This window comes from Bacillus sp. AM1(2019), assembly GCF_009906915.1.
Lineage (GTDB): Bacteria > Bacillota > Bacilli > Bacillales > Bacillaceae > Bacillus > Bacillus velezensis.
Genome location: NZ_CP047644.1, coordinates 286,195 through 307,692, shown reverse-complemented (window position 1 = coordinate 307,692; position 21,498 = coordinate 286,195). Strand labels below are relative to the sequence as shown.

The following is a 21,498-nucleotide window of genomic DNA, read 5'->3' as shown; positions in this document are numbered from 1 at the left end:
TTTCAGCGCAGCAATTCAGAAGCCCATTTGGCACCGGACGGGGATCGGTTCACAGCGGCCACCGACTCTCTGAACCCCGCGCGCTGATGCGTACTTACTCTTCCTCAGCATTGTTCATCCGTTCTTTTATTTTAAAATGTATCATACGCTGTCATCCGGCGGAAGTCAATAACCTTTCGGATTGGACAGGCCGAGCATGTCCCGCGCCATTTGCATATGCTCCTCTTGCCCCGTCTGAAGCGCGAATTTCGCCGTTTCCACAGGGTAAGCGGCCTGCCATTCTGTCACATGCTCCTGCATTTTCGGCCAGACGCGCCCGCCTTCAGCTTCGTAGCTCTTCATCAGCCGTTTTGTTTCTTTTTCTCCTAATATCACTTGATAAAGGACAAAATCCTTGGCCGGATCGGCAACCTTTGCCTCCGTCCAATCGAGGAGACCCGTCACACGCTGATTTTCGCCGATCAAAATATGCGGAGGATGCAAGTCGCCATGGATCAGCGCGGAAAAATCAGGCCAGTACGAGCTGTCATTTATCCACGTTTGCCATCTTTTCCAAAGCGGCTCTGAGACCCCGATTTCTTTTTTTATGTGATCCATTGATTCCGCCGCCCTTTGCCTGACGTCATCCGGTTTTATGATTTCAATTCCGGATCTGGAGGCCGCATCCGGGTCTGCCCCGTGCAGCTCAGCTAATGCCGCGGCAAGCGAGCCGACAAAACCGTTTGAAGGCGGCTCGTGTTCCATATTCCAGACATACTGTTTCTTATCCAGATCAATTGCGGCAGCTGGTATTCCGTCCAGTTTCGGATAAGCGATCAGTTCCGGTGTATGAATCCGCCAATCAGGCACTGCTACCGCGGCATGGCTGCGGAGAAACGCGAGAACGCCGCTTTCTGCAGCCGCTCTTTCGATAACATCGGGACGGCGCGGCTTTCGGAGCACCCATGTCATGCCGCTGTCATCTTCAGCAAATACGACTTGGAAGTCCATACCCGTTTCATTTATGTCCGCCCCTTCATATTTTAACCGTAAGCCATTTTCCTTTGCGATGTTCAGAACGGTTTCTATTTCCCTTTGTTTTGTCATTTCGTTTCCCCATTTCCCTTATTTACTGACACAGAGCTTCGCCTGAGGCGGAGGAGAAAGAGATATGTGAAGACGCCAAAAAGAGGGCGGCATAATCGCCGCCCCCTCATTATTACTTCAGGTTCCTTTATTCAGGCAGACAATCCCGGTTTCCTCCGCGCTCAAGGCAGAGACATTGACACTATTTTATTAGTGCGAAAACCGGATTTTGACTTGCCATCAGGACCCCTCCGTTCTTTCTTAGTTAACATTATTTTACACAAAAACCTTATATATGTAAACCTTATTTATCAGCTTACCGGATGCCTCCGCTGACAAATTTTGATCCTTCGCGTAAATCTTTCGCCTCCAAAAAGAAGACGTGAATGAATTTTTTCATATTCACTTTAACCGGAGAAAGCGGCACGGTTTCCTTAGCCTGCATTTCTTTCATTCTCTTGCTGACAGCGGGGAAATCAAAGAATTTCGAGGCGTAATATTCAAATTTGGGGTTTGAAAAATCAGTTGTGCCCAATGAAGCGAAGTGGTTTAACGAATGAATGACGGCCCTTCTGATCCGCTGTTCCGAGGCCTTGATTTCTCTGTTAACCTCGGCTTGTGCCGCCGCAGGCCCCAGCTTCCGGATGGCGACGTTTGTAAACATCTGCTTTAAAGACGGGATGTTTCTTTCCGCCTGTTCATCCTCAAATAAATAGTGAAGGACAGCCATGAGGTCATGCGCCCCGCTTTCTCCCACGATGCCTAATTCCGATAAAAGAAATTTTACTGTTTCTTTGATTGATTTCTCGTGCATCCCCCCCGGCCCGCTTTTTTTCGGCTCATTCCGCTGAATAAGACGGCTTAACGAGTGTTGGATGTCGCCGATCGAGGTTTCCAGTTCAATCCGCTCTTTTACTTTTCGCAAAACGGTGACGATCTCGATTTTGTTGATCGGTTTGTGGATAAAGTATTCGATGCCGAGAGAATAAGCTTCTCCCACCATTTCCTTTGCCTCCACCTGCGATATCATCACCGCTTTTCCGTTGTACGATCCCTGAAGATGCCGGATCGTCTCAATCCCGTCCCGACCCGGCATCAGCAGATCAATTAATAAAATATCGACTTGTTTAAAATGGAGATAATGCCCTTCAATCTGGCTTCCGTCCTCTGCCTCACCGACGACTTCGCCTAAGTCCTCGTCCTCGATCATCTGTTTTAAAATGGAACGGATCGCCCGGTCATCATCAGCTATAAAAAAACGCATATTATGAGTTCATCCTTTCTGCAATCAAATGCTTCACCGGCAGTTTAATCGTAAATATGACGCCTTTTGGCTTGTTATGAAAGGAAATGTCTCCGTCAAGTTCAGTTACGATTTCCTTCACGTAAGTAAGCCCGATGCCCGTTGAAGGTGTGCCGAATTCATCGTATTTGGACGTAAATCCGGGATCATAAACGACCTCTCCGATTTTTTCCGGAATGCCGGGACCGTCATCTTCCGCCTCAAATTCGGCCATCTCCCTCTCCGCCCTGCGCAGCGCGAGGCGGATCTCACCCCTGTCACCCATGGCTTCGACGGCATTGGCTGTCAGATTATTTAAGATCGACAAGACGGTAAAGACGTGATAATCGGGATGTTCTCCTTCAATCACGCTCCGGAATTGAATGTCCTTGCCTAAAGATTCGGCGTATTTTTCATTGATTCGGATGACGATGCCGACCAGAGCGGCGGCATTCATGTAATCCCGGAATCTCTCATTGGAAATCAGCTTCGACAGGCCGGCGAATATTCGCTGATTGTCTTTTTTCACTTCATGAATTTCTCCCGCAAGGCGCAGCATTCGGCTCCCGAGCTCCCGGTCGTTCCCGCTCATTTCCCGATATAGCTGATAGGATTCTTTCGTCACATGCTCCGTCGTTTTCAGCGTTTTTTTCAAATGAATCGTTTCTTCATATAAGTTAGACACAATCATCAGCATGTGCTCATGCTGCTTTCTCGTTTGTTTTTCCCTGACCTGAGATTCGTGCAGCTTCATCACGTTGAAAAAACTCAGCACAATAAATGTGTGAGAAACAGCGATAACCGCAATATCCGCCAGCTTGTCCGGCATCATAATCTGCCGGCCGCCGGAAAACTGAACCGTCATTTCAACGGCATCGGACGCAATTTCAATGAGAAAACCGAGAAACCCGATCATCAGCGGCCGATCCCAAAAAAGCCTGACCTTCAGCACATAAAACAAGCAGGCATATGTAAAGTAAAAAAAGAAACTGGGATATTGGCTGAAAAAAGCCTCCGTAAAGCCGGCATGCTCTCCTCCCCAGCACGCCAGGCCGATCCGGAAGGCCACAACGGCTGCACCTGTCAACAGCCCTGACAATACTGCCGGCACATGCCGAAGCAGCAGCAGAAAAAAGAAAAAAGCCGGGGCGCCGAAGCTGATCCGATATACCTCATTCAGGGGGTAAAATTTCAGTTCCCCCGCCAGCGGCACGGTGATCAGCATAAGGGCGAAAAGATAGCCGTCTTTTTTCAGTAAATAGTCGAGCCTGATCATAATCACTTCCTTCTTCTGTCTATTTTGAACAAGACCGATACAGTCCGCAAATTTCTTTAGACCCGAATGGCGGGACACTCCGGCTGATTTATAAATCTATCGGCTTATTTTAAGAATGATTTTGTCGTATTTTGTATGATTCTGTAGATGTCATTATACATTAACATGGAACACGCTATTTTTGAAAACGTTTTCCAAGACCGATTTCCGCTTCGGACAGGCTTGCAATAGAGGAGGAATGTTATGAAAGATATGGTCAGAGAGCGCCTTGAAAAAGAGGAACTGGCTTCACTTTTACAAGATTGGGTCGAGCATTACCGACCGTTTTCCGTCAATGGAAAAAGCGCAAATTATATACCCGCCCTCGGAGAAATCAACGACTCTCAGCTGGGCATTTGCATATTAGAGCCGGATGGCTCAATGATTCATGCCGGTGAATGGAATGTCCCGTTCACATTGCAGAGCATCTCAAAAGTCATCAGCTTTATTGCCGCCTGCATGAACAGAGGCATTTCTTACGTGCTGGATCGTGTGGACGTGGAACCGACGGGTGATGCGTTTAATTCTATCATCCGGCTTGAAATCCATAAACCCGGGAAGCCCTTCAACCCGATGATCAATGCCGGCGCCATTACCGTCGCCTCGCTGCTTCCGGGTGAAACGGCGCATGATAAATTAGAATATCTCTTTTCCGTTTTTGAAAAATTAATAGGAAAACGGCCTCACGTTCACGAGGAGGTCTTCCGTTCTGAATGGCAGACCGCGCATCGGAACCGAGCGCTCGCCTACTATTTAAAAGAAACGAACTTTCTCGAAGCGGATGTGGAAGAAACGCTTGAAGTCTATTTAAAGCAGTGCGCCATGGAGGGTACAACCGAGGACATCGCTTTAATCGGATTGATACTTGCGCATGACGGCTACCATCCGATCCGACGGGAACAGGTCATTCCGAAAGATGTCGCGAAACTCGCCAAAGCCCTGATGCTGACGTGCGGGATGTACAATGCGTCAGGCAAATATGCGGCTTTCGTCGGCGTCCCCGCCAAAAGCGGGGTATCCGGCGGCATTATGGCATTGGTTCCCCCAAGCGCCAGAAGAGAACAGCCTTTTCATAACGGCTGCGGCATCGGCATTTACGGTCCGGCCATTGATGAATACGGCAACAGCCTGACCGGCGGCATGCTGCTGAAACATATCGCACAGGAGTGGGAGCTCAGTATTTTTTAATCAAACGAACCAAGAGGTGATTGGATGCAGGAATTCCTTGAAAATGTAATCGGCTCGGCAAATGATTTTTTATGGTCAAAACTGTTAATCGTACTGCTTCTTTCTCTGGGACTGTTTTTTACGTTCAGATCAAAGGGTCTGCAAGTCCGCATGCTGAAGGAAATGATCCGGGTTTTGAAGGAAGGCGCGGCCGCCCGGACAAAAAACAGCATTTCCCCGTTTCAGGCATTTTGCATCAGTATGGCGGCGCGTGTCGGAACCGGGAATATTACCGGAATCGCCATTGCGATCGCACTCGGCGGTCCGGGCGCTATTTTCTGGATGTGGATTATCGCAGTCATCGGTTCGGCTTCAAGCTTTGTTGAAAGCACGCTGGCCCAAATTTATAAAGTAAAAGATCAAAACGGATTCCGCGGGGGCCCGGCCTATTACATGGAAAAGGGCCTGAAGAAACGCTGGATGGGCGCGCTGTTCGCCGTATTAATCACACTGTCATTCGGAGTTGTTTTTAATTCCGTTCAATCCAATACGATCAGCGTCGCCTTTCAAAACGCGTTCGGCACCAGCCGGCTTACATTGGGCATTATGTTAATCTTGGTTTTCGGCGGCGTAATCTTCGGCGGCGTCAAACGAATTGCGAAAATGGCGGAATACATTGTAGTCGTTTTGGCCGTTTTATATATCGGTGTCGCTTTCTTTGTCATTCTGACGAACATCACCCAATTGCCCGGCGTTCTGTCCCTAATCGTAAAAAATGCGTTCGGCATTGATCAAGCAGCGGGCGGCGCTTTAGGTGCGGCCTTGATGCAAGGTGTAAGACGCGGGATTTTCTCAAATGAAGCGGGTATGGGAAGCGCTCCGAACGCGGCGGCGACAGCTACGACGAGCCACCCGGTGAAACAGGGGCTCATTCAGGCATTCGGCGTCCTGACGGATACGCTTGTCATTTGTACAAGCACGGCGCTTATCATTTTATTTTCAGACGCTTATCACCAGCCGGGACTGAGCGGCATCGCGCTTTCTCAGGCCGCCTTGAGCGACCATGTCGGCGCGTGGGCGTCAGGTTTCCTTGCCGTCTTAATGCTTTTGTTCGGCTTCAGCGCTCTGATGGGCAACTATTATTACGGAGAAACCAATATCGGATTTTTAAGCCAGAACAAAAAATGGCTGTTCATTTACCGCATCTGCGTGCTCGGAATGGTACTGTTCGGCTGTATTTCCAAAGTCCAGCTTGTGTGGGATATGGCTGACTTGTTCATGGGCTTAATGGTGGTCGTGAACTTAATCGCGATTTTCCTTCTGTCGAAAAAAGCGTTTGCCGCTTTGAGCGATTATGTCCGGCAAAAGAAAGCCGGAAAGGACCCCGTCTTTTACAGAGATGTGCTCCCTGATGATGACGGGATCGAATGCTGGGAGTATTCAGACATCGCGAAAAGTGAGAAAGGCAAACACATTTCCTAAACAAAAGGTGTTCGGGCAGCGTCCTGAACACCTTTTTTCTGCCGGTTCATTGACAAAGAGAAAAGCGTCCATTACCCTTTTTATATATTTTCAGTAAAGTCAGAAAGGAAGGCCTATGAATCCCATTACACAAATATTAAATGAATACCCGGTAATGATCATAGACGGCGCGATGGCAACCGAGCTTGAGCGGATGGGCTGTGATTTACATGACGATCTGTGGTCGGCCAAAATTCTTTTGGAGAGGCCAGAACTGATCAAACAGGTGCATGCAGAATATTTTGCCGCCGGCGCTGATTGCGCGATCACCGCCAGTTATCAATCGACAATCGAAGGATTTGCAGCGCGCGGCATCCCGGAAACCGATGCGATACGTCTCATTCAGACATCTGTTGAACTTGCCGCACAAGCACGCGATGAATTTTGGGCGCATGAAGAAAACCGTTTACACCGGCCCAAACCTTTGGTCGCCGCTTCTATCGGACCTTACGGCGCGAGCCTCGCTGACGGCTCAGAATATCGCGGGCATTACGGACTGACGGAGGATGAGCTGATCAGCTTTCACCGCCCCCGGATGAAAGCCCTCATAGAATCCGGCGCCGATCTTTTGGCCTGCGAGACCATTCCGTGCCTGTCAGAAGCAAAAGCGATCACAAGGCTGCTGGAGGAATTCCCCGGCACTTATGCATGGATCAGCTTCAGCGCCAAAGACGGACGGCATATCAGCGAAGACACGCCTATTTCCGAATGCGCGGCCCTGCTTGACTCCTGCAGCCAAATCGCAGCGATCGGCATCAACTGCACACCGATCGAACATATTCCGCAGCTGGTACAAGAAATCAAACGGGCAACGTCCAAACCGATTATCGCCTATCCGAACTCCGGCGAACAATATGACCCAGTGACAAAAACCTGGAAAGGCGCAGCGTGCGAAAACCATTTCGGAAAAAGCGCGCAAAGCTGGTACGAAAACGGCGTGAGCCTGATCGGAGGCTGCTGCCGGACGAAACCTGCGGACATTCAGGCCATTGCCGATTGGGCCAAGACCTTAAAAACAACTTGACTAATCGGAATAGTTTGTATATTCTATTCAAAAAGCCGGTTCGCCGGAATCTCGTGCCGTTCGCCGGCATGAGATTTTTTATTAGAACGGCCCTCGCAGAAAGTTGGAAAACAATGAACAACAAGAACGAGACGAATTTTCAGAGAAGTATGAAAAGCAGACACCTCTTTATGCTATCACTCGGAGGTGTGATCGGAACGGGGCTGTTTTTAAGCTCTGGGTATACCATTCATCAGGCGGGTCCGGCGGGCACCATTTTCGCTTACCTTTTGGGCGCGGGCATCGTCTATCTTGTCATGCTTTGCCTCGGCGAACTGTCAGTGGCCATGCCGGTGACGGGCGCATTCCACACCTATGCGAAAACCTATATCGGGCCGGCGACGGGCTTTACGGTCGCATGGCTGTACTGGCTGACGTGGGCGGTGGCGCTGGGCTCTGAATTCACGGCGGCCGGGCTTTTCATGCAGCGCTGGTTCCCGCATACTTCAGTTTGGATGTGGAGTGCGGTATTCGCTCTTCTCATCTTTTTATTAAACGCCTTCTCCGTGAAATTTTTTGCTGAATCGGAGTTTTGGTTCTCAAGCATTAAAGTCTTAGCCATCTTACTGTTTATTTTATTGGGCGGAGCGGCGATGTTCGGCATCGTCCCGATGAAAAGCGGTGAGGCCGCACCTATGCTGTCGAACTTTACGGATGGCGGCAGCCTTTTTCCAAATGGCTTTTTCCCGATACTGATGACGATGCTTTCAGTAAACTTCGCTTTTTCAGGGACGGAATTGATCGGAATCGCCGCAGGGGAAAGCGCCGATCCGGAAAAAACCGTTCCGCGCGCCATTAAAACCACAGTCTGGCGGCTGGCGCTTTTCTTTATCGGAACGATTTTTGTGCTGTCAGGGATGATCTCCATCAAGGAAACCGGTGTGATTGAAAGCCCGTTCGTCACGGTATTTGACAGAGTCGGCGTGCCTTATGCGGCCGATCTGATGAATTTCGTCATTTTAACGGCGCTTCTGTCTGCGGCCAATTCAGGGCTGTACGCGTCATCACGCATGCTGTGGTCCCTGTCTAAAGAAGGGGAGCTTCATCCCGCCTTTGCCAGGCTGACCTCTGGAGGCATTCCTTTTAACGCTCTGATCTTCAGTATGATCGGCGGCATTCTGTCGTTGTTGTCAAGCGTATTTGCAGCGGATACAGTCTATCTTGTTCTCGTCTCCGTCTCAGGATTTGCGGTAGTGGCTGTGTGGATGAGCATCGCCGCATCGCAATTTTTGTTCAGAAGACGGTTTCTTACAGAAGGGCACCAGCTTTCAGACTTGAAATACAGGACGCCGGGATATCCGGCCGTACCGATAGCGGCCTTTCTGCTGTGCCTCGCCTCCTGTATCGGCATCGCTTTTGATCCGAACCAGGCCATCGCCCTTTATTGCGGAATTGCATTTATGGCCGTTTGCTACAGCGCTTATTACTTGAAAAACCGGAAAAGCAGAGCCCGCGTGCAAGCCGTAAAATCCCAATAACCGAAAAAAGAACCCTGCAGCGCAAGGGTTCTTTTTTCATTTATACTTCAACCACCCATCTGAACGAATCCCGCACCTTCCCGACTTGGATGCCGGCAATCGTTTCATAGAGCCTTTCTGACACTTCACCGATCAAACCGTTATTCAGCTCAATCGTTTCTCCGTGAATGTGCAGCGCGCCGACCGGCGAGATGACGGCCGCGGTTCCCGTACCGAATACCTCTGACACCTCGCCTCTCATCGCAGCCTCATAGATGTCATCAATGGCGACCTGTTCTTCCCTGACGCGGATGCCCCAGCTTTTTAACAGCTCTATCACAGATGCGCGGGTGATGCCCCCGAGAATGCTTCCGTTTAATGACGGCGTTACGGCCTCTCCGTTTATGATGAAAAAGATATTCATACTCCCTACCTCTTCGGCATATTTCTTTTCCACCCCGTCGAGCCAAAGCACCTGATCATACCCCAGTTCTTCGGCTTTCCGCTGAGCCTGTAAGCTGGCCGCATAATTTCCGGACGTTTTGACGTCGCCCACTCCGCCGGTGACGGCACGCACATACTCATCCTCCACATAAATACGGATCGGTTTCAGCTGATCGCCGTAGTACGAACCGACAGGCGTCAGAACAACCATGAACTTGTAACGCTTTGAAGGCCGGACGCCTAAAGAAGGCTCAGTCGCAATCACAAACGGACGGATATATAAAGAGGTTCCTTTTTCTATCGGTATCCATTCCTGCTCCAGCTCCACCAATTGTATCAATGCTTCCAGCGCCAGCTTCTCGTCAAGAGGCGGCATGCTCATCCGCCGTAACGATTTATTCAGCCGTTTTATATTTTGGTCAGGACGGAACATCAACACCCGGCCGTCTTCTGACCTGTAAGCCTTCAGCCCTTCAAATACGGCCTGCCCGTAATGGAAAACCGATGCGGAAGGATCCAGATGGACCGGTTCATAAGGTGTGATTCTCGGATCATGCCACCCTCTCTCCTCTTCGTAATCCATGACAAACATGTAATCTGTGAAGTACTTGCCAAATCCCAATGAAGCGGAATCCGGTTTTTCTTTTCTTGCTGTGACCTTACGTCTTTCAATCAGTTGATTCAACAAAAGCACACCTTTCTTGTAATTGTTTAAATTTTCAGTCTTTTATAAGCTGCCTGTTTTCTCTGTCCCGAATCTTGTATGCACAGATATATGAGAATGCAGTTGACCGTATCATATCAAATATACCACTTATAAGAGGATAATTATCACAATTTTTAATATTTTCAAGCGAAAATCTAACTTTATTTTATTCTCCTTCATTTTTTTCAATGCGGACTTTCTGTCATATTAAATGATTGCGCTTACATAATGTAAAGCAATCCTTTCTTTCGCACAGTCAATAATGTGACAAATTTATGGCGGATAGGAAGGTGGTTGCCGCCTGCTTCACGAATTACGTATGAAATGCGCAAGTAAAAGGGGGATTCGCTTGAAAAAATTTATCGCATTCCAGATTTTGATCGCTTTAGCCATCGGAGCATTGATCGGCCATTTCTTCCCGGATTTCGGGATGGCGCTGCGGCCCGTCGGAGACGGATTTATCCGCCTGATTAAAATGATTGTCGTGCCGATCGTGTTTTCAACCATTGTCATCGGAGCCGCCGGCAGCGGCAGTATGAAAAAAATGGGCAGTCTCGGCATCAAAACGATTATTTGGTTCGAAGTGATTACGACGCTTGTTCTGGCGCTCGGTCTGTTATTGGCGAACGTGCTGAAGCCGGGAGTCGGACTTAACCTCTCCCATCTTGCTAAAAAAGATATTCACGAGCTTTCCGGCTATACGGAAAAAGTAGTCGACCTGAAACAAATGCTTCTTGATATTATCCCCGTTAACATCATTGACGTCATGGCGAAAAACGATCTTCTCGCCGTCATTTTTTTCGCGATTTTATTCGGTGTTGCCGCAGCCGGCATCGGCAAAGCCTCCGCACCTGTCATGAGTTTCTTCGAATCCACGGCAAATATTATGTTCAAACTGACGCAGATGGTGATGGTCACCGCTCCGATCGGCGTTCTCGCCCTGATGGCCGCCTCCGTCGGGCAATTCGGAATCGCGCTTTTGCTTCCGATGCTGAAGCTGATCGGCACTGTGTTCCTTGGGCTGTTCCTGATACTCTTCGTTCTGTTTCCGATCGTGGGGCTTATCTTTAAAATCAAGTACTTTGAAGTGCTGAAAATGATTTGGGATCTGTTTTTGATCGCTTTCTCCACGACAAGCACAGAAACCATTCTGCCTCAGCTGATGGATCGGATGGAGAAATACGGCTGTCCGAAGCGGGTCGTCTCCTTTGTGGTTCCGTCAGGTTTATCGCTGAACTGTGACGGCTCAAGCCTCTATTTATCGGTGTCCTGTATTTTCCTGGCGCAGGCGTTTCATGTGGAGATGCCGCTTTCTCAGCAGCTTCTGATGATGCTTGTCCTCGTGATGACAAGCAAAGGCATTGCCGCCGTCCCGTCAGGCTCACTCGTCGTGCTTCTGGCGACAGCGAATGCCGTCGGTCTCCCCGCGGAAGGCGTCGCCATCATTGCCGGTGTCGACCGCGTCATGGACATGGCGAGAACCGGCGTCAACGTGCCCGGCCATGCGGTCGCCTGCATCGTCGTGTCCAAGTGGGAAAAAGCATTCAAATATAAAGGACCCGTCACGGCAGACCAGACCGCCCGGACAGAAAGTATGTAAACACAAAAAAGACCACCTCATTGGTGGTCTTTTCTATTAATCAATCGCCGCATGATCCTCTTTTTCAATCAAAGCAAGGCGTTCATTGATTTCTTCCTGAGTCATTTCGTGCTCTTTCACATACATGTTGCGTTCGTTCGTACGGCATTCGTGACTGCAGCTGCGCATGTATTTGTATTCATTCTCAGGTGTGCAGATCATTTTTTTATTACATGCCGGATTTGCGCAGTTCACATAACGCTCGCACGGCTCACCCGTGAAATAATCTTTTCCGATGATAACGTGCTCTACGCGGTTGACCGGTACGCTGATTCTTTCGTCAAACACGTAGCACTGTCCGTCCCACAGCTGCCCTTGCACTTCAGGATCTTTACCGTAAGTGACGATACCGCCGTCAAGCTGGGACACGTCTTCAAAGCCCTTCTTCAGCAGCCAGCCGGAAAATTTCTCACAGCGTACGCCGCCTGTGCAGTACGTGAGGATTTTTTTGCCTTCAAGCATGTCTTTGTGCTCTTCAATCCAGTCCGGCAGCTCACGGAACGCCTCAATATCAGGTCTGACCGCTCCGCGGAAATGACCGAGATCATACTCATAGTCGTTTCTGGCGTCGATCACGATCGTGTCAGGGTCCTGCATTTGCTCATAAAAGTCTTTCGGTTTCAAATGCTTGCCCGTCGTGACATTCGGATCAACATCATCTTCGAGACGAAGCGTCACCAATTCTTTTTTATGGCGCACAAACATTTTGCGGAATGCATGTCCGTCAGCCTCGTCAATTTTGATCGGCATGTCGGCAAAGCGCGGATCAGCTTTCAGCGCATTCATGTATTGATCCGTCTGTTCAACCGTTCCGGACACCGTACCGTTAATGCCTTCCTCAGAAATCAAAATACGGCCTAACAGACCGAGCTCCTTACAAAACTTCAAATGCTGAGCCGTGAACTCCTCAGGCTCATCAATCTTTACATATTTATAATAAAGTAAAACTCTATATTGTTTTTCCATGATTTATACACCCTGTTCAATTATATTAATGATCGCACACTCTACTATATCATACAGGAAAACGGGCGAAAGATGAACATTTCCGTCCGTACTCTTTCTTCCAGTCACGCTTCGCCTTTTAAAACCTGCTGAAAATAAAACCGATACGTATTGCGCAAAAAGGTCTCAAGCGAAAGGCCGGCCGCGGTCTGATACTTGCCGATAATAAACGGAAAACGTTCACGGCCTTTTGTCCGCAGAAGATCGGCGCTGTCTTCAGCCAGTTCTGAGATGAGCGCCTCAATGACAGGCCGGCATGCGTCCCGCACGGCTTCAAGAATTTGCTGATCCCCTGTATGCTGGTACTGCTCTATCAGCTTTGCCAAATCCTTTTCTTCCATAATGTTCACTTCCTTACACCATATAAAAAAGAGGAGCAGCTTTTATAAAGCGGACGCCTCCTCCTGTGACTCCGCATAACCGATGATCTGGCCGACCTGTAATTCACGGCCTTCAGTCAGGTTATCCGAAGGGGTAAACATATCTTTCTCGAATACTAAAATAACGGTCGATCCAAATGAAAAATAGCCCAGCTCTTCCCCCGTCTCAAGCCTGTTTCCGGTATTTGTCTGAACGATCGAGTTAATATTCATCGCACCTACCGGAATCATGAGCATCTGCTGATCAGCACGGGTCAGCTCGTACACATAACGGTAATTTTTTGAGAGCACATCTTTCCCGTACTTTAACCCCATCGTATTAACGGGATAGGAGCGTTTCCCCAGCTCGGCCAGCTTCTGATACGTGCAGCTGACGGGAGAATGGAAGCGGTGGTAATGTCTCGGGCTCAGGTAAAGCACGGCAAAACACCCGCCGTTATACTTGTGATCGGCGCTTTTAAACCCCGTCAGTTCGGCGAACGAATAATCCTTCCCTTTTACCATGAAAGTTTGATTGGGATTAATCATGCCCACCGTCTGAACGACGCCGTCCACCGGGCTGACGATGGCGTTCTTCTCTTTTGCCACGGGGCGGAGATTCAAATTAATATCACGAATAAAAAATGACGCCAGTGAATCAAAGTCAGAAGCCGTGCGTTCCGTTTCATTCCAGTTGATGCGATAGTGTTTGGAAAACAGCGGAATCACCGGCTTGCTCAGTTTCGATTCACAGAAGTTTTTAATGAGATAAGACGTCAATCGATTATTAGTCAGTTCAATCAAAGAACGGTAAAGAACTTTAGCGGCAGTATTAAACATTGATTACTCCTATGAATTTTCCTATAGTAATAAAAATAAAACACCATAAAAACGCTCCGATGGCGGCGAAGCATAAGTAGGTTTTGAATTCCATTCTGCCGATTCCGGAAAAGTAGCAGGTCACGTGTCTGATGCCGGGGATGAAATAACCTAAAATAATGGTGTACGGCCCGTACTTCTTCATCCACCTGTCTACTTTCTCCATCCTCTTTTCCTTCAGGCCGACCCATTTTCCGAACTTATTAATAAACGGCCGGCCGGCTTTTCTGCCGATGAAGTAGCTGATAATCATCCCAAGGAGCGCTCCGATAAAGCTGATCAGAATGGAGAGCCCGTAATTCAGCACGTTTAAATGAGCGAAGTAGCCCACAAGCGTCATCATGACTTCATCCGGAATAGGCAATCCGATAATACCGAGTGTCAGCATGAGAAAAATCGCGATATATCCGTAATCGGATATTAATTGCTGAACTAATTCCATCTTCTGCTCTCCAGGTTTTCAGGCGCCTGTTTTTTAAAGTGCGGAAATTTAATGTTGCTGACCATTAAATAACCGAGCGCGATCGTTCCCGCCCCCAGAAGAAAAGCGTTATTGATAAAGCTCAAAATGACAAGACACATACCCGCAAACGGAATCGGCATCCCGATAAACGTCGGCAGCTTGCTTTGTTCAATATTAAATCTGGAAAGACGGATCATCCCGCAGATGCTGTAGGAAAGCGCGATTAAAATTCCGATAAACGGAATCGTATATAGTGAAACACTGTAAGCGAGCATGGACGGCGCTACGCCGAACGTCACGAGATCAGCAAAGGAGTCAAGCTCTCTTCCCATCTCCGATACCGCGTTCAGCTTACGGGCGGCCAAACCGTCAAAGAAGTCAAGAAACATCCCGGTGAAAATAAAGATCACCGCAGAGTGTATATTATGATACAAAAGGGAATGAATCGATAAGAGCCCGCAAATAAAATTTCCAATTGTAATCATACTAGGTATATAATTCACAGTTTACACAAACCTCCAATTAAAACCATATCAAATCGGACTGCGTATGAATAAAGAATTCATTTTACGGAAACATAAAATGGAATTCTTTCAATGCTATCATTCAAATTCTTTTATTATACAGCATTTGGTGTTATTTGAACAATCTAATCTGGTGATTTTTGTTTTTTCGCCGTTCATATTAAGGTAAGCAATCATGGTTTCCTCTATTCCGGATTACCCTGCTTAAATATTCCATGCTGCGATCCGGATTGTCCGTTCTTGATGAATGAAAAGCCGTATGATGTATTGTTATTTCCTTCTCCGTGAAATGAGAACATTACATATAACGATTGCGGACATAAAAAGTTTCATGAATTAAAAAGCCGGCACAAAACGGCCTCATACATTATCTCACAACCCCGTTTTCCAGTATATAGTCTGTCCAAACAAAAAAGGCGCCTTACCATTACGGTAAAAACGCCTTTTAAGATCATTTTATGTAATTGATAAATGACTGAGTGCTTCGGCCGCTCTTTCTCTGGCCTCTTCAACGGTCTCAGCTGCAGAAAGCGCAACCGCCATACGGCGTCCTACTTTCGTGACGGGTTTACCGAATACGCGGACCTGAGTGCTTTTTACCGCCAAAGCCTTCTCCACACCTTCAACCGCATAATCAGCAAGCTCTTCTGGCGCCTTCAGCGGACGGCTTGCCCCCGGCGACAGCTGAGTGATTTCCGGAATCGGGAATCCCAATACCGCGCGGACATGCAGCGCAAACTCTGACAAATTTTGCGTTACAAGCGTAACGAGCCCCGTATCATGCGGACGGGGGGACACCTCGCTGAAATATACTTTATCTTCAGTAAGGAAAAGCTCCACCCCGAACAAACCGTATCCGCCGAGCTCGTCCGTTATGCTTTTCGCAATGTGTTTCGCCTCTTTGACCTGCTGTTCCGTCATATGATGAGGCTGCCATGATTCAATATAGTCACCGTCTTTTTGTTCATGTCCGATCGGCGCGCAAAAGGACGTACCGTTCGCCGCGCGCACTGTCAGAAGAGTGATTTCTGATTCAAACGGAATGAATTCCTCAACGATGACCCGGCCGTTTTTCACCCGGCCGCCTTCCATCGCCATGTCCCAGCAGCTTTTCAGCCCGGAAGCCGAGCGGCACACGCTTTGCCCTTTTCCGGAAGAGCTCATCAGCGGTTTTACCACGCACGGAAAGCCGATTGTTTCCGCCGCTTCTTTAAATTCTTCATATGTATTCGCGAATTCATAGCCGGCAGTCGGAAGATGAAGCGTCTCTGCCGCAAGCCGTCTGATGCCTTCACGGTCCATCGTCAGCTTTGCCGCACGCGCATTCGGAATGACGTGAAACCCTTCTTCCTCAAGCTTCAGCAGCTCATCCGTCGCAATGGCTTCCACTTCCGGCACGATCAAGTCTGGTTTTTCTTTCTCAATGACTTCTCTGACCTGCGCTTTATCAAGCATATCAATCACATAGCTTTTGTGCGCGGCCTGCATGGCGGGAGCATGCTCATAGCTGTCAACGGCTGCAGTGACAACCCCGAGCCGCTGCGCTTCAATGACGACTTCTTTCCCCAGCTCGCCTGATCCTAATAACAACATCTTCTTCGCCTGATACATGTCCTTTGGCTCCTCCCTTTCTATACCCCACTCATTATAACGGAAATATTCAAAAAATAAAGACAAGATAGATAACAAGCTCTATCCTGTCTTTTGCGCTGATTCGAGCGATTCAATCGCCGCTGACACATCCTTCTCGCGATATTGCCCCATTAAGCATAACGATTCTTCCGCCCGGCAGGCGTGAGAAGCAATGCAGCGCTTGGCTTCCTCATGGTTGTCAAGGATGCCGAGATCACAGAGACTGACGGGGAAACCGAGCCGGCGGTAAAACGGAAGCAGCTCTTCAATCTCAGGTCTCCGATTCTCAAGCGCGAGCTGCACCAATATGCCGTAAGCAACCTTCTGGCCATGCAGCACCTGATGTGTCTCCTGAAGAAAACTGAGTCCGTTGTGGACCGCATGCGCCCCTGCCATCCTGCACAAACGGCCGCCATACCCGCCGACCGTTCCCGCAAGCATAATGATCGTTTCCGCCGTATGGATGAACGGCACGGACAGCTCGCCTTTCTCCATGCTTCCGACGGCCGCTTCACTGTAACGCAATAACAGATTACGGATATATTCCGCCTGTCTCAGCCCCGCCTGCGCCATCAGCGGCGCCGCCTCCTCCGTATTTCTGATGACCGCCTCGGCCTCATACCATTTCGCCAGCGTATCACCGATCCCGCTTTTCATATATTCAATGGGAGAGGAAAGCAAAAACAGCGGATCAACAAGCGTCAAATAGCTTGAACGCTTATGATAATCAACTCTGATAAAATTGCCGCTCTCATCATATATGACACTCAACGGCGTACTTGCCGCACACGTCCCCGCAATGGAAGGAACCATCACAGCCTCTATATCAAGCCGGTCTGCCGCCGCTTTTGCCAAATCCAAAATCGTGCCGCCTCCGATACCGATGATCACATCCGCGTCTTCCGCCTGCTCACAGACCTTACGCACCGCCTCAGGTGAACAGTATCCTTTATGCTGAATCACATCCCAGGAAGAACCGCCGCTGTAATCGGAGAACGCCTGATAGGATTTGATTCCGGTCACAATAACGGGTTTTCTGAATGTCTCCAGCAGCCCCGGAAGTTCTTTTGCGATTCCTTCCTTGCATATGTACTGATTCGGGCCGCTTCGGACGATATCTTCAGGCTTCATTCGAATCTCTCCTTTGGCTGGAATTTATATATATTTTCCCACTTGTCAGAAAATACATCAACCGGAGGTGCGTCAGCGCTTCGCTTCTTCCGCCTCCAAGAACAGCTCATCAAGCCGCTCCAAAGCCTCTGCCTTTTCAAAACTGCTGAACCACAGATCATCATAGGAATCAAGGATGCGGTAATGGTGGGAAATCAAATGCTGCTGCAAGCGGAACTCGCCTTTTTTCTCGATGGCTTTCCACCACACCTTGCCGCCCATCGTCTTCCCCTTCGGCCTGTCAATTGTGCGGTGAGCAACCGTTTCAATGACCTCCAGCGGATCATCTCCTAATACGGATTGCAGTGTTTCACTTGATCTGAAAAGCGCGCAAACCGCCACAACGTGCGGCCATTCCGCAAGCGCCCGCCCTTTCTCAATCTGCACCAGCGACTTTTTAGAAAGGCCGATCACATCCGCCATTTTCTCCTGTGTGTAGCCTCTCTCCGACCGGATTTTCTTCAGCTGGACTGAGACAAGCTCAGTCATATAATCTTGATCCATCTCAACCTCCATATTTATCAATATAGCCATTTTACACCGCGGCACGCCTTTTTTATATCAGAACATTTTCAAACGAATCAAAAGAACCCGGGATTGGCTTATCATTGAAGCGATGTACCTTTCCGCATAATCCAGAATGATGCGGTGAATACAAACGTACGCCCGAAGAGACAGGTGCGGGCTCCCTGGCGGTTGAGCTCCGGAGAAAATAAAAAGCTGCCGCAGCTGCAGCAGCTAAAACTTTATAGACCGGAAAATCGGCATTATGAAGCGAATACAATCCATTTTGCACTATAATTGACACGTTTTTTCGAACCCTGATTGACCAATTTAAATCTGTATGAATCTCCTTTTTTTAACGAAGGTGTTTCAAAATAAGTCGTTCCATTTTTCTTTGCATTGGCGGTTTTGATTGTTTTCCAGGCACCTTTGCCGTTGACTTGCTTTTGGACGGATATTTTATACGTGCCCTTCCCTTTACTGTTGGATTTAAAAGTCACGGCTCTCAAGCTGTACTTTTTTGTCGTTTTAGTGAATTTAGGGTGATATGTATTGATCACATAGTTAGTGAAATACCCGCTTTTATAAGTATGAAGCCAGTCTTTAGCCTCTGCTTTTTGCGGAGAAGAAAAACCCATAAAACCAATTCCGCTGATTAAAAGAGTAAAAATAATGATGAGCGACTTAAAAATCTTTTTGCTTTTCATCGAGAAAATCCTTCCTTCCTGTAACTATTTACCCTATTTATGTTAATGACAATATAGCCAATCATAAATCCGTCCAACTAACCATTTTGACCGCAGGAAGAGATGTGAACAGTCCTTAAAATGACTATATGACTACTACTTATGATTCTTGTTATTTTTGATTAAGTGATAAAGTTACTTTAAACCGCTATTCATTTTGTTGTTTTTGTATCAATTGTCATAGCGAGGTCTTTTCCTATCAATGCCTCTTTCGGCGTTTGTGCTGCGGCTGTATGATGGGGCTGTCCCTGCTTGAACAAACTCATAAACCCATGACAAGCTGTCATACGTTTGCCACCTATGAATGAACGCACACTACACGTAATGGAGGGATTGCAATGGACGAAATGGTCCTGGAAACACAACAATGGCTGAATGAGACGTACAAAGGCAGACACGGGTACAACAAGGTGCCGGAAAATGGAAAAACGGGCTGGGATACCATTTACGGTCTGACACGGGCGCTTCAAATTGAGCTTGGTATTTCAGAACCTGCCGATAACTTCGGACCGACGACACAAAGATTGTTTAAACCGTTGAAAAAGCAGGCTCCCGATTCTAAGCCGACAAACATGAATTACATTCTGCAAGGGGCGCTGTGGTGTAAAGGTTTTAACCCCGGCGGATTTTCAGGCGTTTTCTATGAAAATACCGAAAGCGCTGTAAAAGAGTTTCAAAAAGCGGCCGGGCTCACTAAGCAAGACGGCATCGTCACGGCACTCATTATGAAAGCCTTGCTGGATATGAGCGCTTTTCGGTTAGTAGAGGGAGGCGACAAAAGAATCCGCCAAATCCAGCAGAACCTGAACCGGGATTACAATGACTACATCGGCTTGATGCCTTGTGACGGCTTATATGCCCGCGGTACAAACAAGGCTCTCATTTATGCTCTGCAAAAAGAAGAAGGCATGAGCACAAGCGTCGCCAATGGATTTTTCGGAAACGGAACGACCAGCTTATGCCCTACCTTGACTCCCGGCGATTCACGGACAGGCTTTGTTTTGATTGTTCAATACGCGCTTTACTGTAATGGGGAAGCGTTTGATCCCGGTGAATTCGACGGGAAATACGGCGTCGGAGTTGTATCGGCAGTGAAAGCTTTCCAAAAGTTTATGTGCCTGCCGCAGACTGGTTATGCGGACATGCCGACGATTAAAGCTTTATTATCAAGCTCAGGCGACACAACCCGTGCTGCTTCAGCTTGTGACACCGCTGCCATTTTGACGGCAGATACGGCTAAAACTTTGCGTGAGAATGGCTATAAGATCGTGGGAAGATATCTGACCGGGAATGTGCGGACAAGCAGCGGACTGACATCGAAAGCGTTAACGAAAAAAGAACTTTCCACGATTTTCAATGCCGGCTTAAGCGTGTTTCCGATTTATCAGGACGGCGGCTATGAATCTTCTTATTTTGTAAAAGACCAAGGAACGAGAGATGCGTACAGCGCTGCATCAGCCGCCCGAAGATTAGGCTTTCCGTCAGGAACGACCATTTACTTTGCCGTCGATTTCGATGCGTATGATTATGAAGTCACAGATAAAATCATCCCTTACTTTCAAGAAATCAAGTCAGCTTTTATGAAAATGCAGGCTTTCTCAACTGCGCCGAAATATGAAATCGGGGTATACGGACCGAGAAACATTTGTATCCGGACGTCAGAAGCAGGTCTGACCAAATATAGCTTTACGGCTAACATGTCGACCGGTTTCAGCGGCAACCTCGGGTACCCGATGCCGAAAAACTGGGCTTTTGATCAATTTTATGAAGGAACGATCGGAAGCGGAGCGGGAAAAGTCGCCATTGACAAAGACGGATACTCCGGAAAAGACTCGGGTGCAAGCAGCGTCCATCCGCCTTCTGATCCTGTGTATGATGCAAGACTAAACACATTAACCAATATCCTGTCAACAATTCCAGATTTAGAGAATGCATCCGGTCTTGCCAATATGATGTTCGAATTCGGTACAACCGAAACCATTTTAGCCTCTCCAACTTTAGATATCTTATTGTCTACTTCAATTCTGTATACGATCCCAAGTGAGGGGTCTGCTAATACAATGACAATAACGAATGGAAAGCCCGGCGCTTATGTTACTGGTTTACTGGGAGATACACAAACAATACTTACGGCTTCAGACATCCGTTCTTATCAAAATTTATTAGACAATCTGAGCCTATCTGTAAGAAACGGTTATCTGGAAATGGCAGTGACCCCATCTGCTCAATCATTAGATGTTTCAATTAAAATCTATACACCTGACATTCCAGTTGCCGATGGGTCCACAACTGGACTTACGACCATGTTTACGTTTAGAATTAAAACGTATAAAGGTGTACCGGTTTCAGCTGCAGAAAGTGAATTAGCGAAGGACTGGGATCTTCTCCCTTCAGGCCTCGTTATTGTTGCAGGCCTGTCTGCTTTCTATTTTACCTCTAAAATCCTTACAGTTGAAAAACCGACTGGGGATAAAACTGTAGAAACGGTAACTGAATTTGCCGTATTTTTGTTAGCTCTTTACGCTTATATGACTGATCTCTACTAATCAAAGAAAAA

General features: G+C 48.0%; 20 protein-coding genes and 1 other annotated feature (1 of these 21 only partly in view). Of the genes, 6 read left to right on the top strand and 14 right to left on the bottom strand.

Annotated features, from left to right (window positions below; all coding sequences use genetic code 11):
• Window positions 1-117, bottom strand: a binding site (T-box leader) (it extends 134 nt beyond the left edge of the window).
• Window positions 118-165: 48 nt separating this feature from the next.
• From GNE05_RS01755 to GNE05_RS01745, 3 genes are all read right to left on the bottom strand, one after another.
• Window positions 166-1,086, bottom strand: coding sequence for a macrolide 2'-phosphotransferase (locus GNE05_RS01755; RefSeq protein WP_160182352.1), 921 nt, complete (start codon window positions 1,084-1,086; stop codon window positions 166-168).
• Between the two features lie 295 nt (window positions 1,087-1,381).
• A complete protein-coding gene (locus GNE05_RS01750) occupies window positions 1,382-2,329 on the bottom strand; it encodes a glutamine utilization two-component system response regulator GlnL (RefSeq protein WP_160182351.1) in 948 nt (315 codons plus the stop codon).
• A gap of 1 nt (window position 2,330) precedes the next feature.
• Window positions 2,331-3,623, bottom strand: a complete 1,293-nt coding sequence (locus tag GNE05_RS01745) for a two-component system sensor histidine kinase GlnK (RefSeq protein WP_022552528.1) — start codon at window positions 3,621-3,623, stop codon at window positions 2,331-2,333.
• A 243-nt stretch (window positions 3,624-3,866) separates the two neighbouring features.
• Between GNE05_RS01745 and GNE05_RS01740 the strand changes: the two genes are divergently transcribed.
• The 4 genes from GNE05_RS01740 to GNE05_RS01725 all read left to right on the top strand — a co-directional run bounded on the left by GNE05_RS01740 (window position 3,867) and on the right by GNE05_RS01725 (window position 8,891).
• Window positions 3,867-4,850 carry a glutaminase gene (locus tag GNE05_RS01740; RefSeq protein ID WP_014416818.1) on the top strand — a complete coding sequence of 328 codons (984 nt, stop codon included), beginning with the start codon at window positions 3,867-3,869 and terminating at the stop codon, window positions 4,848-4,850.
• Window positions 4,851-4,874: 24 nt separating this feature from the next.
• Entirely contained in the window at window positions 4,875-6,311 is a 1,437-nt protein-coding gene (locus GNE05_RS01735) for an alanine/glycine:cation symporter family protein (RefSeq protein ID WP_129090938.1), read from the top strand.
• A 115-nt stretch (window positions 6,312-6,426) separates the two neighbouring features.
• Window positions 6,427-7,374 carry a homocysteine S-methyltransferase gene (gene mmuM, locus GNE05_RS01730; RefSeq protein WP_160182350.1) on the top strand — a complete coding sequence of 316 codons (948 nt, stop codon included), beginning with the start codon at window positions 6,427-6,429 and terminating at the stop codon, window positions 7,372-7,374.
• A 113-nt stretch (window positions 7,375-7,487) separates the two neighbouring features.
• Window positions 7,488-8,891 carry an amino acid permease gene (locus GNE05_RS01725; RefSeq protein WP_201741791.1) on the top strand — a complete coding sequence of 468 codons (1,404 nt, stop codon included), beginning with the start codon at window positions 7,488-7,490 and terminating at the stop codon, window positions 8,889-8,891.
• A 40-nt stretch (window positions 8,892-8,931) separates the two neighbouring features.
• On the opposite strand, the gene GNE05_RS01720 is transcribed toward GNE05_RS01725, so the two are convergent.
• A complete protein-coding gene (locus tag GNE05_RS01720) occupies window positions 8,932-9,999 on the bottom strand; it encodes a branched-chain amino acid aminotransferase (protein WP_029973949.1) in 1,068 nt (355 codons plus the stop codon).
• A gap of 370 nt (window positions 10,000-10,369) precedes the next feature.
• Between GNE05_RS01720 and gltP the strand changes: the two genes are divergently transcribed.
• The gene (gene gltP / locus GNE05_RS01715; RefSeq protein WP_007409006.1) at window positions 10,370-11,620 is read left to right on the top strand and encodes a glutamate-aspartate/proton symporter GltP; all 1,251 of its coding nucleotides are present in this window, start codon (window positions 10,370-10,372) and stop codon (window positions 11,618-11,620) included.
• 36 nt (window positions 11,621-11,656) lie between these two features.
• On the opposite strand, the gene trhO is transcribed toward gltP, so the two are convergent.
• The 10 genes from trhO to GNE05_RS21365 form a co-directional block, all read right to left on the bottom strand.
• Entirely contained in the window at window positions 11,657-12,625 is a 969-nt protein-coding gene (gene trhO / locus GNE05_RS01710) for an oxygen-dependent tRNA uridine(34) hydroxylase TrhO (RefSeq protein ID WP_061861803.1), read from the bottom strand.
• A gap of 104 nt (window positions 12,626-12,729) precedes the next feature.
• Window positions 12,730-13,005 carry a hypothetical protein gene (locus GNE05_RS01705; protein WP_022552524.1) on the bottom strand — a complete coding sequence of 92 codons (276 nt, stop codon included), beginning with the start codon at window positions 13,003-13,005 and terminating at the stop codon, window positions 12,730-12,732.
• A 42-nt stretch (window positions 13,006-13,047) separates the two neighbouring features.
• Window positions 13,048-13,863 (bottom strand): phosphatidylserine decarboxylase, encoded by an 816-nt coding sequence (locus GNE05_RS01700; protein ID WP_021495306.1) that lies wholly within the window; start codon window positions 13,861-13,863, stop codon window positions 13,048-13,050.
• Entirely contained in the window at window positions 13,856-14,344 is a 489-nt protein-coding gene (locus tag GNE05_RS01695; RefSeq protein ID WP_003156711.1) for a DedA family protein, read from the bottom strand. The genes GNE05_RS01700 and GNE05_RS01695 overlap by 8 nt, the downstream gene beginning before the upstream one ends.
• The gene (gene pssA, locus GNE05_RS01690; protein WP_007409002.1) at window positions 14,335-14,868 is read right to left on the bottom strand and encodes a CDP-diacylglycerol--serine O-phosphatidyltransferase; all 534 of its coding nucleotides are present in this window, start codon (window positions 14,866-14,868) and stop codon (window positions 14,335-14,337) included. Before pssA ends, GNE05_RS01695 begins: the two co-directional genes overlap by 10 nt.
• Before the next feature lie 477 nt (window positions 14,869-15,345).
• A complete protein-coding gene (purT, locus tag GNE05_RS01685) occupies window positions 15,346-16,500 on the bottom strand; it encodes a phosphoribosylglycinamide formyltransferase 2 (RefSeq protein ID WP_160182348.1) in 1,155 nt (384 codons plus the stop codon).
• A gap of 81 nt (window positions 16,501-16,581) precedes the next feature.
• Window positions 16,582-17,652, bottom strand: coding sequence for an iron-containing alcohol dehydrogenase family protein (locus GNE05_RS01680; protein WP_011996251.1), 1,071 nt, complete (start codon window positions 17,650-17,652; stop codon window positions 16,582-16,584).
• A 72-nt stretch (window positions 17,653-17,724) separates the two neighbouring features.
• Window positions 17,725-18,195 (bottom strand): helix-turn-helix transcriptional regulator, encoded by a 471-nt coding sequence (locus GNE05_RS01675; RefSeq protein ID WP_003156718.1) that lies wholly within the window; start codon window positions 18,193-18,195, stop codon window positions 17,725-17,727.
• Between the two features lie 263 nt (window positions 18,196-18,458).
• Window positions 18,459-18,902 carry a hypothetical protein gene (locus GNE05_RS01670; RefSeq protein ID WP_160182347.1) on the bottom strand — a complete coding sequence of 148 codons (444 nt, stop codon included), beginning with the start codon at window positions 18,900-18,902 and terminating at the stop codon, window positions 18,459-18,461.
• Between the two features lie 191 nt (window positions 18,903-19,093).
• The gene (locus tag GNE05_RS21365) at window positions 19,094-19,228 is read right to left on the bottom strand and encodes a hypothetical protein (RefSeq protein WP_021495310.1); all 135 of its coding nucleotides are present in this window, start codon (window positions 19,226-19,228) and stop codon (window positions 19,094-19,096) included.
• A gap of 51 nt (window positions 19,229-19,279) precedes the next feature.
• Between GNE05_RS21365 and GNE05_RS01665 the strand changes: the two genes are divergently transcribed.
• Window positions 19,280-21,487 (top strand): glycoside hydrolase domain-containing protein, encoded by a 2,208-nt coding sequence (locus GNE05_RS01665; RefSeq protein WP_072177562.1) that lies wholly within the window; start codon window positions 19,280-19,282, stop codon window positions 21,485-21,487.
• The last annotated feature ends 11 nt before the right edge of the window (window positions 21,488-21,498 follow it).

What these genes read in the sequence shown, in the direction of transcription:
- GNE05_RS01755 (WP_160182352.1), bottom strand. Translation starts at nt 1,086, where the DNA reads ATGACAAAACAAAGGGAAATAGAAACCGTTCTGAACATCGCAAAGGAA.
- GNE05_RS01750 (WP_160182351.1), bottom strand. Translation starts at nt 2,329, where the DNA reads ATGCGTTTTTTTATAGCTGATGATGACCGGGCGATCCGTTCCATTTTA.
- GNE05_RS01745 (WP_022552528.1), bottom strand. Translation starts at nt 3,623, where the DNA reads ATGATCAGGCTCGACTATTTACTGAAAAAAGACGGCTATCTTTTCGCC.
- GNE05_RS01740 (WP_014416818.1), top strand. Translation starts at nt 3,867, where the DNA reads ATGAAAGATATGGTCAGAGAGCGCCTTGAAAAAGAGGAACTGGCTTCA.
- GNE05_RS01735 (WP_129090938.1), top strand. Translation starts at nt 4,875, where the DNA reads ATGCAGGAATTCCTTGAAAATGTAATCGGCTCGGCAAATGATTTTTTA.
- mmuM (WP_160182350.1), top strand. Translation starts at nt 6,427, where the DNA reads ATGAATCCCATTACACAAATATTAAATGAATACCCGGTAATGATCATA.
- GNE05_RS01725 (WP_201741791.1), top strand. Translation starts at nt 7,488, where the DNA reads ATGAACAACAAGAACGAGACGAATTTTCAGAGAAGTATGAAAAGCAGA.
- trhO (WP_061861803.1), bottom strand. Translation starts at nt 12,625, where the DNA reads ATGGAAAAACAATATAGAGTTTTACTTTATTATAAATATGTAAAGATT.
- GNE05_RS01705 (WP_022552524.1), bottom strand. Translation starts at nt 13,005, where the DNA reads ATGGAAGAAAAGGATTTGGCAAAGCTGATAGAGCAGTACCAGCATACA.
- GNE05_RS01700 (WP_021495306.1), bottom strand. Translation starts at nt 13,863, where the DNA reads ATGTTTAATACTGCCGCTAAAGTTCTTTACCGTTCTTTGATTGAACTG.
- GNE05_RS01695 (WP_003156711.1), bottom strand. Translation starts at nt 14,344, where the DNA reads ATGGAATTAGTTCAGCAATTAATATCCGATTACGGATATATCGCGATT.
- purT (WP_160182348.1), bottom strand. Translation starts at nt 16,500, where the DNA reads ATGTATCAGGCGAAGAAGATGTTGTTATTAGGATCAGGCGAGCTGGGG.
- GNE05_RS01680 (WP_011996251.1), bottom strand. Translation starts at nt 17,652, where the DNA reads ATGAAGCCTGAAGATATCGTCCGAAGCGGCCCGAATCAGTACATATGC.
- GNE05_RS01675 (WP_003156718.1), bottom strand. Translation starts at nt 18,195, where the DNA reads ATGGATCAAGATTATATGACTGAGCTTGTCTCAGTCCAGCTGAAGAAA.
- GNE05_RS01670 (WP_160182347.1), bottom strand. Translation starts at nt 18,902, where the DNA reads ATGAAAAGCAAAAAGATTTTTAAGTCGCTCATCATTATTTTTACTCTT.
- GNE05_RS21365 (WP_021495310.1), bottom strand. Translation starts at nt 19,228, where the DNA reads ATGACAGCTTGTCATGGGTTTATGAGTTTGTTCAAGCAGGGACAGCCC.
- GNE05_RS01665 (WP_072177562.1), top strand. Translation starts at nt 19,280, where the DNA reads ATGGACGAAATGGTCCTGGAAACACAACAATGGCTGAATGAGACGTAC.